This is a genomic window from Limnobacter litoralis (genome assembly GCF_030160455.1).
GTDB lineage: Bacteria > Pseudomonadota > Gammaproteobacteria > Burkholderiales > Burkholderiaceae_B > Limnobacter > Limnobacter litoralis.
In genome coordinates this window covers 1-6,133 of the sequence record NZ_BSOJ01000005.1, presented here as the reverse complement: position 1 = coordinate 6,133, position 6,133 = coordinate 1, and the positions used below count along the sequence as shown (strand labels likewise).

The window sequence follows — 6,133 nt, the reverse complement described above, 5'->3', positions numbered from 1 at the left end:
GCTTGCTCTGGAAACGGTGTCCAGTTTCAGCCAGAAACCGTGTCCAGTTTCGGCCAGAATACGCAGTTTGATCGCTTTTATCGGGAAAACGGACACATTGTCAGCGGCTCTGGTCTCGGTTTGTCCATCTGCCAAGAGGTGGCCAAACTGCACGACACGCAAATACAAATATCTGACGGTTTGAATGGACAGGGCATTGCTTTTTGCTTTGATCTCAAAAAGGCGGATTAAAGGACAAAAGCCGATGGGGAAGGCACTTCGGATATTTGGTGGTTCTGTTAGTTTACATAATATAAATTATACGCCAAACATTACTTAAGGAGTTCAATTTGACTTTCACAGGAGGCATCCCATATAATTCCGGGATGTTTAGACGTTGGTGGATATTGTGTTTGCTGTTTTCGTTGCCCCTGCAGGCTTTTGCCGGGGTTACGGGTAAGCTTTGCCCCGAAGTAAATATCCAAATCCACCGGACTGTCGGTTTCAAGTCACATCAGCAATTTGATGAAGTAAATCGACACAGTCACAGGTTATCTGGCAGCGTCTCTGTTCATTTGGTTGCACATTCCGTTGGGGCCTGCTGTTCGGCTGTGGCAATAATGCCCGAATGCAGGGCCTCAAACCATAACACCACAGGCCAGATATTCGTCTCAGAGCCAGTAAGAAAACTGCTCAGTATTTCCTTAATCTTTCCTCTCCGGCCACCGATCAGCCCTCTGATCGTTTAGTTTTTCAAGCAGTGACTTTAATGAAGTCGCTGGCATTCATTACGAACTGATGAGGAAAAATCATGTCCCGAAATTTCACGCGTCCTATCGAACTGCCACGTCGGCGCTTTGTGCAAGGTTTGGTTGCTGGTGGAGTGATGCTTGCGTTAAGCGATGCGAGTCAAGCCAAAGAAACAAATCGGACACAAGCCACCCACACGGGCTCCGCTCCTGAATTGTCAGGCACAGAATTCAATCTGGTAATTGACAAAACACTAGTCAACTTCACGGGCACGCCGCGTTATGCGACGACGGTCAACGGCAGTCTGCCCGGTCCGACACTTCGCTGGCGCGAGGGTGATGCCGTCACGATTCGCGTCACGAACCATTTGCCCGAACCCACTTCAATCCACTGGCACGGCATCATTCTGCCCTATCAGATGGATGGGGTTCCAGGCATCAGCTTCGCTGGAATACCTCCAGGCGAGACGTTTACCTATCGTTTCAAAGTTAAACAATCAGGAAGTTACTGGTATCACTCACACGCTGGTCTGCAAGAGATGACAGGCATTTACGGAGCAATTGTTGTTGAGCCTGCTGAATCCTCACGAAGTATCAATGCCGACCGGGATTACAGCATCGTAATGTCAGACTGGACCGATGAAGACCCAACGCGGGTGCTTCAAAAACTGATGATCCAGAGCGACTATTACAACTACGTCAAGCCCACTGCGATAGACTTTTTTCGCGATGTTTCAAACGACGGTCTGCATGCCGCACTTGGCAAACGAAAAATGTGGAACGAGATGCGAATGAATCCCACAGATCTTTCGGATGTTTCCGGCGCGACGATGACCTACCTGATTAACGGAGTTACACCAGCAGGAAATTGGACTGGTATTTTTAAACCGGGCGAGAAAGTTCGACTTCGCTTTTCAAACGCGACCGGAAATACTTTTTACGATGTAAGAATTCCGGGTTTGAAGTTGAAAGTGGTTCAAGCGGACGGTCAGGACGTAGAACCCATTAGCGTCGATGAGTTCCGATTTGGACCAGGCCAAACTTGTGATGTAATCGTTGAACCCAAAGGCGACGCCTACACCCTTTTCGCACAAAGTATGGACAGAAGCGGATATGCAAGAGGTACTCTTGCAACCCGTCAAGGTCTCTCGGCCGCTGTGCCTCCCCTGGACAAAGTCGAGTGGTTGACCATGAATGACATGATGGGTGCCATGGGCGGTATGGGTGGCATGAGTGGCATGAGTGGCATGAGTGGCATGAGTGGCATGAGTGGCATGAGCGGCATGAGCGGCATGAGCGGCATGAGCGGCATGAGCGGCATGAGCGACGACCCATTAAAAACACCGACTCAGACTACCCATCATGCTCTCACTGAATACGGTCAGGCTACAGACATGCGAGTGGATATGGCCAGAACAAATCTGGATGACCCCGGTGTTGGATTAAGAAATAACGGGCGAAGGGTACTCACACTCGCAGACCTCCATACAATCGGTGGCCCCTTGGATAAGAGAGGGCCTGGCCGTGAAGTGGAGTTACACCTAACGGGCAACATGGAACGGTACGAATGGTCTTTTGACGGCGTTCCTTTTGAAGACTCTAAACCGGTCTACTTCAAAGAGGGTGAAAGGGTCAGGGTGATATTGCATAACGACACCATGATGACTCATCCAATGCACATGCATGGAATGTGGAGCGAGCTGGAAACCCCTGATGGTGAATTTCAAGCGCGATTACACACCATCCCTGTGCAACCTGCGCAACGCATCAGCTTTTTGGTCAACGCAGACGCGCCCGGTCGCTGGGCTTGGCATTGCCACTTACTCTTCCACATGAAGATGGGCATGTTCAGAGAAGTGTTGGTGGCCTAAGGAGAAAATTGTGACAAAACCAGCAAAAAAAATACTAATTTCGATATTAAGTCTGTTAGGAACAGCTACTGCAAATGCCGCAGAACATGGCATGACCATGAATATGCAAGGCGGTGACGCACCAGCAGATGCCAGAAACACGGACGATTACTCTGGAGGTTATACACTCGGGACCGGCCCGTATTTGTACTCAAAAAATGCTGGCCAATCTGCCAGAAAAATGGAAGACAGTGGAAACATTGGCTCTTTTTTGGCAGACCGACTGGAACGGGCGCAAAGCAGTGAAAATACCATCACCGCATGGGATCTTCAGGCGTGGATCGGCAATCAACATGACAAGGCAACGATAAAGGCCGAGGGCGATTACAGCAAGGGACATGTCGGTGAAGAGCGGACAGAGGGTCTCTGGAGTCATGCTGTATCGACCTACTGGGATACGCAGTTGGGTATCCGATTGGACAATGGACGAAACCGACCTTCCCGTGAATGGCTGGCCTTTGGTGTACAAGGCCTTGCCCCATATTGGTTCGATGTTGAAGCCACGGGATATATCGGCCCGGAGGGTCGAACCGCCGCACGGGTTCAAGCAAGTTACGACCTACTGTTAACTCAAAAATTGATACTTCAGCCTCGAATCGATGCAAACGTTTACAGTAAAAGTGACCCACAAGCCAACATCGGCAATGGTCTGACAGATGCAACTCTCGGCATTCGGCTACGTTACGAAATTACTCGCCAATTCGCGCCATACATCGGCCTGGAGCGGGCGAAGTTGTTCGGATCAAGCGCTGATCTTGTTCAGGCAGCTGGCGATCGACGTCTGGAAACCCGCATCGTCGCAGGCGTACGCCTTTGGTTCTGATTAATTTTTAAAACTCAATAATTTATGAAAAGGTCAAAAATCATGAAACTTAAAACACAACTTTTTACTGCGGTAATTGCAACCATGTTGAGCACCTCAGCACTTGCTCATCCCAAACTGACTTCGAGTATTCCTGCGGACGGCACAACCGTTGCGTCGCCCAAAAATATCGAAATTCATTTTTCAGAGGATCTTCTAGCCAAATTTTCCGGGGCAAAACTCACAATGACTGAAATGCCTGGCATGGCCATGCAGATGAACATGGCAGTTAAGGTATCCCCTGGCAGCGACGAGAAAACGATGCTGCTTACTCCAACAACCCCATTGTCCGCAGGTAAATACCGGGTTGACTGGCGAGCGGTTTCTTCTGACACGCATCCAATGACAGGCCACTTTATGTTTGAGGTCAAATAAGGATGGAGCCCATCAGCCTGGCTTTGAGATTCGCTTTGTACCTCGATCTGGGGCTACTGTTTGGCATGCCGTTCTTCGCGCTCTATTCATTTAAAAAGAATGAATTGGCAGAGGGGTTTGCAAAACATCTCACCAGTGTTTCCTTGGTGTTTGCTTGCTCTGGTGTGGTGCTGTCGCTGTTCAGTTTGATCGACACGGCCAAGAACATGAGCGGAGTGTCAAGCTGGGCTGAGGTTAACACTGATACATTGGGCATGCTGCTCTACGGAACCGCGTTTGGTGCTGCATGGATAGTGCGGGTCGCAGCGCTTTGCGTGGCGGCTCTGCTTGCCTGGCTTCGCCCAAGAGGCCAGCCGGGCATCGCCTTGCTTTGTCTGGTGGCTTGCATTGCACTATTAACGGTGGCATGGTCGGGTCACGCGGTCATGGATGATGGGCTCCGTCGCTATCTGCATTTGTCCTCAGACTTTGCACATTTGCTTGCCGCGGCAACATGGCTGGGGGCACTTGTGAGTTTTGTCATGCAGATCGAAGCTAAAAATCTGGCATCCCCATCAGAAATCGAGCGATTAAAGCGCACCGTCAGCGGTTTTGCACCGATTGGGGCGATGATAGTCAGCGTGTTACTTGTCTCAGGCGCAATAAACTACCTGTTTATTGTCGGGGTTAAATGGCCGAACCATCTTTACGGCGAATTGTTGCTGGTCAAGCTTTTTCTCTTTAGTTTGATGTTGTTACTGGCAGCAGCAAACCGGTTCCGTTTGGGTCCGTTGCTAGAGAATGCCAGCTGGGGCGAAGTAAGCATCACTACCATTTCTCACTTGCGTAAAAGTCTCAGGATGGAAGCAAGTATCGCATTTCTTGTTTTAGCAGTGGTTTCAAGTCTTGGCGTTCAGTCACCCTTTGGGTCCTGAATGAACGAGGGGCACAGTTTTCGCTGCGCCCCAACTGAATCGTCACCAATACCCAATCTCAATCTTCAGGATCGTTTTCAGGCTGACGGTCCACTTCATCGGCCTTTACAAACAGCACTGTGCCTGTTTTTGCATCCACGCGAACATCCTTCACGTTCGTTCCATCAATTACCTCGATGTCGTAGACCACTCCATTTTTTGAATGCTCAAGTTCAGCGCGGGTTGCGCGTCCTTTTGCAGCATCCTCCGCGACCACAATCGCCTGTTTGATTGGAATGGCAGAAACCCCATACATCAGAGCATCATTTTTTTCATGCTGTTCTGCAGCGTAGGCTACACTCGCTAAAGCAGCAACTGCCGTGCTTAAAATTCCAATTTGAATCAGTCGGATTTTCATATCCAGTTTCCTCACTTGATTAAAGACAACTGAAATGTGAGCTGAAAGAGTTAGCTGATGAATAGATTCAAGCGAAAAACACCACTTTGTCCGTAAGCGTCACGCCGACACCGCCTTGCGGTGATGTATCAGAACTTGTAAGTCTTGTCTGAATCTGGGTTGTTGAGTTCGTCTACACACTGGCCATCAAGTTTTGCCTGTGCGATTGCAAGCTCCAACCGGTGCAGGATTTGCTCCAAAGACTCGCCTGCTTTACAGCGCAGCATTGCCAGTGTCTTTTTTCCATCGTGAGCCACGGCGGCGTGGCGTATGGGCTTGATCGAGCCGATCATGATTTGTCCCCCACCGTGCACTATGGCCTCGACGTGGGGGTGGGATTTGGTCAGGGTTTTTACGCTGCCTTTGACGGGGCTTCGTTGGTCAGGTCCAGATGCCATGGCAGCAACTTCTCAATGGTGTTAATCGGGTGATCTGCAATTCGTTCCAACACGGCTCGAAGATAGGCAAAGGGCTCCACGTCATTGAGCCGTGCGGTGCTGATTAGGCTGTAGATAATGGCTGCACTGTGCCCGCCGCCATCAGAGCCTGCGAACAAATAATTTCGTCTGCCAATCACCAGCGGGCGAATCGACCGCTCAGCCGTGTTGTTGTCAATCTCAATGCGACCATCGTCGCAGTATCGGGTCAGCGCTACCCAATGGCCCAAGGTGTATTTGATGGCCTTGGCCAATCCCGATTTGGCAGACACCTGCATCAGGGTGGACTCCAGCCAACCCTTCAAGCTTGCCAGCAAAGGCGCGGCATGTGTCTGTCGGTGCGCAGTACGAACCTGCGCAGCCTTGCCACGCACCTCGCGTTCAATGGCGTAGAGTGCCGCAATACGGGCCAGTGCTTCTTGGACAATCGGTGAGCGATCCAGCTCAAACAGGTCGAAGAATTTCCTGCGC

8 protein-coding genes are annotated in these 6,133 nt (G+C 50.4%); 5 read left to right on the top strand and 3 right to left on the bottom strand.

The features are described 5' to 3' along the window. The 5 genes from QQJ87_RS01410 to copD form a co-directional block, all read left to right on the top strand. The coding region (locus QQJ87_RS01410; RefSeq protein WP_284279518.1) for an ATP-binding protein at positions 1-231 on the top strand (231 nt) is incomplete at its 5' end. Positions 232-790: 559 nt separating this feature from the next. Continuing rightward, entirely contained in the window at positions 791-2,599 is a 1,809-nt protein-coding gene (locus tag QQJ87_RS01405; RefSeq protein WP_284279517.1) for a copper resistance system multicopper oxidase, read from the top strand. A 10-nt stretch (positions 2,600-2,609) separates the two neighbouring features. Then, positions 2,610-3,461, top strand: coding sequence for a copper resistance protein B (locus tag QQJ87_RS01400; RefSeq protein ID WP_284279515.1), 852 nt, complete (start codon positions 2,610-2,612; stop codon positions 3,459-3,461). 42 nt (positions 3,462-3,503) lie between these two features. After that, on the top strand, positions 3,504-3,875 hold the full coding sequence (copC, locus tag QQJ87_RS01395) for a copper homeostasis periplasmic binding protein CopC (protein ID WP_284279514.1): 372 nt from the start codon (positions 3,504-3,506) through the stop codon (positions 3,873-3,875). Positions 3,876-3,877: 2 nt separating this feature from the next. After that, complete coding sequence (gene copD / locus QQJ87_RS01390) at positions 3,878-4,789, top strand: copper homeostasis membrane protein CopD (protein ID WP_284279513.1); 912 nt, start codon at positions 3,878-3,880, stop codon at positions 4,787-4,789. A gap of 58 nt (positions 4,790-4,847) precedes the next feature. Here copD and QQJ87_RS01385 read toward each other — a convergent pair whose 3' ends face one another. The 3 genes from QQJ87_RS01385 to tnpC form a co-directional block, all read right to left on the bottom strand. Next, complete coding sequence (locus tag QQJ87_RS01385) at positions 4,848-5,186, bottom strand: PepSY domain-containing protein (protein WP_284279512.1); 339 nt, start codon at positions 5,184-5,186, stop codon at positions 4,848-4,850. A gap of 128 nt (positions 5,187-5,314) precedes the next feature. Then, positions 5,315-5,623 (bottom strand): hypothetical protein, encoded by a 309-nt coding sequence (locus tag QQJ87_RS01380; protein ID WP_284279511.1) that lies wholly within the window; start codon positions 5,621-5,623, stop codon positions 5,315-5,317. After that, positions 5,578-6,133, bottom strand: a 556-nt coding sequence (gene tnpC / locus QQJ87_RS01375; protein ID WP_284279510.1) for an IS66 family transposase, incomplete at its 5' end; no start/stop codon positions are given. The genes QQJ87_RS01380 and tnpC, both read right to left, overlap by 46 nt.